Source organism: Moraxella sp. CTOTU47724, from assembly GCF_032014955.1.
In the GTDB taxonomy this organism is placed as follows: Bacteria; Pseudomonadota; Gammaproteobacteria; order Pseudomonadales; family Moraxellaceae; genus Faucicola; species Faucicola tetraodonis.
Window position 1 is genome coordinate 1 of the sequence record NZ_DALZSV010000102.1, and the last position, 2,643, is coordinate 2,643.

Below are 2,643 nucleotides of genomic sequence, written 5' to 3' on the forward strand. Positions count from 1 at the left end.
ATAAAATGCCAGAGGGGTTTCGTCCGTGGTTTGAATGGCAAGTGCCGCGCGAACGCAAAATTTTATTTGGTCATTGGGCGGCGCTAAAAGCCAAAGTAGATTTGGCAAATGCCAGAGCCACGGATGCAGGGTGTGTATGGGGCGGCAGTATGATGGCATACCGCCTAGAAGATGAGCAAGTTATCTGTCAAACTTGTAAAGCAAAATAACCTTTATAAAGCAAAATAACCCTAAAGTTACCGAGCGAGCTGCAGCAGCTGCACAAACGCTTTGGGCAAACGGGTAGGGCGAACTTGGGTTTGCCCTTTTTCATCTTTGCTAGTAGCCACGCATACAATACTTATCTCCGCTTGGCTTAACAGCTGCTGGTGGCTATCATAAATCCGCTGCTCAAGCTGTAATGACGCAGATTTACAGTCTGCCGTTTCAATCACAACGGTGACTTCGCTATCAAGCAGAATCGGACGCACATAGCGGATGTTGGCTTGGCTCACTACAAATTGGATATCAGGCTTGCCACTATCGCTATGGTGAGTAACGTCTTGACTCACAGCGTCGGCTGAATGCGCTTGATAAAAATAATTGGTCATTCCCAATTCCCGTAACCAATCGCGGCGACAACGCTCAAACAGCTTTAAATGATTGGCGTGATATACAATGCCGCCTGCATCGGTATCTTCCAAATAAATACGGTATTGGTTGGCATAAACAGGCTGAGTGCTTGATTGAGTGTGGGGCTGATTCTGGAGCTGGGTCACGTGGTATCCTTAGGTTGGTAATGTTAACAATAAATTCAGTAATTTTTAAAAACGACTAAGTGATAGCATAAAAAAAAGAATGGCGTTAAACCATTCTTTTTTGAAAATTTGCCGTTTTTTATACACACACTCATCAAGTCAATTGACGATGATTGACTTTGTCTAATTTTAACGCCTCCAAATAACTGCGAATATGGGTGACGTAATCTAAGCATTGCACGTAACGGCTATTGCTTTGACTATTGACTTTCAAATACTGATACACGGCTGCCCAATTGTTGCCATCAATACCGCGCTTTTGCAAAATCTGCTGGATATCTTTAATCGCTTGGGGACCCATATTGTAAGCCGCTAGGGTAAACCATACCCGATCCGATGCTGGTACTTGGGCAAATTCATGTTGCAGCTGACTGAGATACTTAGCGCCCCCTTGGATGCTCTGCGTCGGGTCAGTCCTATTATCAACGCCCATCGCATTGGCAGTGGCATTGGTTAACATCATGATACCGCGCACACCCGTTGGCGAAGTGGCTTCTGCATCGAGATGCGATTCTTGGTACCCCATTGCCACAAGCAGTTCCCAATCAAGACGGTATTTGTTTGCTGTCTGCTTAAAAGATGGTTCATAAATGGGCAACACGCGTGTCATGGTATCGGCAAAATGTTGTTGATTAAACGGCTCTGCCAATGGTGTTTGACTATAAAACGCGGCTAAATGTTGATTACGGGTGAGCGATTGACCGCCACACAGGAAGTTTTTTACATCGTCGTTGAGTTTGACATCATTGGGGTTTAGCTGTATGGCAACATGCTCGTTGAGACCCTGCTGTGATAAATAATCTTTGTCGCAGCTTAGACTCAGCGATGATAACGCAGTGGCGGTGGCGTTTTGGTAATCCGACCCATTAGTCAAGGCGACATCGGCTTTGCCCGTTTTGACAGCCGCCATCGCGTCCGCATCAGTGGCAAACACTTGTGTGCTCAGGGTAACATCCAATCGCTTGGCATAATGGCGCATGACATCATAGCCAAAGCCGTGCTCAAAACCATCCTGAGCAAAATAGGTGGTATTACCATTGACGGTGGCAATACGCAGCTGCTTTTGAGATAGAATACTATCAAAAGTCGCCATTTTTGGTGCTGCAACCATGCTAGTAGGTGAGGCAAGGGTATTGATAGCATTGCCATTAACGACTTTATCAGCAACACCCACCTGGGTGGCAACATAAGCTAAGGGCAAACCAATCCCCATCACAGCTGCCAGCTTTTTACTGGCACTCAACCATTTTAGCGGCTTGATAAAGCGCTCAATGAGCCGAGCGGACGGATTCGCCAGTTGCCCCAAATCTTGCACATGGCTAGGCACCGCTGGCACACGAGACTGGGCAATTTTTGGCGACATCTCCCCACCCAAACAAGGTTTGAATTGAATAGGGAAGAATTGCAAGCGTTTAAATTGGGTCGCGTATTTACTAAAGCGTAATAAAGGATGTTGAAACGGGTATAAAGTTAAAGGGCTTAAAAATGCTTTGACCGACATCGAAATCGACGCAGGATAGGTCAAAGCCAAATCATCACAATACTCAAATGATGAGTTTAGCGGCATGTGTCACTCCACGGTGCACATACGTTAGATACGTTAAATTAATAAAAAACAACTATGCCAAATGAAAACATTTTATGAAACTAAGAACCGAATCGATAGTTAAACCTAGTACTAGTCAAAATAAGCACCAGTCAGCCAAGCCAAATAAGTAGATGGCTTAATTCAACTATCCAAATCTATCCTAAATCTCGCCAAAAAAGCTTCCATCCAAAATAGGTCGTTATTAATACCAAACCCATAAAATATAGTATTATAGCTATATGAAAGAATCAAACCCAA

General features: G+C 44.5%; 2 protein-coding genes and 1 pseudogene. 1 reads left to right on the top strand and 2 read right to left on the bottom strand.

Annotation, left to right across the window (positions count from 1 at the left end; all coding sequences use genetic code 11):
• Positions 1–209, top strand: a pseudogene (locus tag RTR63_RS11655) (symmetrical bis(5'-nucleosyl)-tetraphosphatase); the annotation flags it as partial.
• Positions 210–236: 27 nt separating this feature from the next.
• Here the strand turns inward: RTR63_RS11655 and RTR63_RS11660 are convergent.
• Entirely contained in the window at positions 237–758 is a 522-nt protein-coding gene (locus RTR63_RS11660; protein WP_312524426.1) for a thioesterase family protein, read from the bottom strand.
• A 133-nt stretch (positions 759–891) separates the two neighbouring features.
• Entirely contained in the window at positions 892–2,364 is a 1,473-nt protein-coding gene (locus tag RTR63_RS11665) for a transglycosylase SLT domain-containing protein (RefSeq protein ID WP_312524428.1), read from the bottom strand.
• Between the last annotated feature and the right edge of the window lie 279 nt (positions 2,365–2,643).

Bases quoted from the DNA above. Each gene is read 5' to 3' on its own strand.
- RTR63_RS11665 (WP_312524428.1), bottom strand. From the start codon at position 2,364: ATGCCGCTAAACTCATCATTTGAGTATTGTGATGATTTGGCTTTGACC.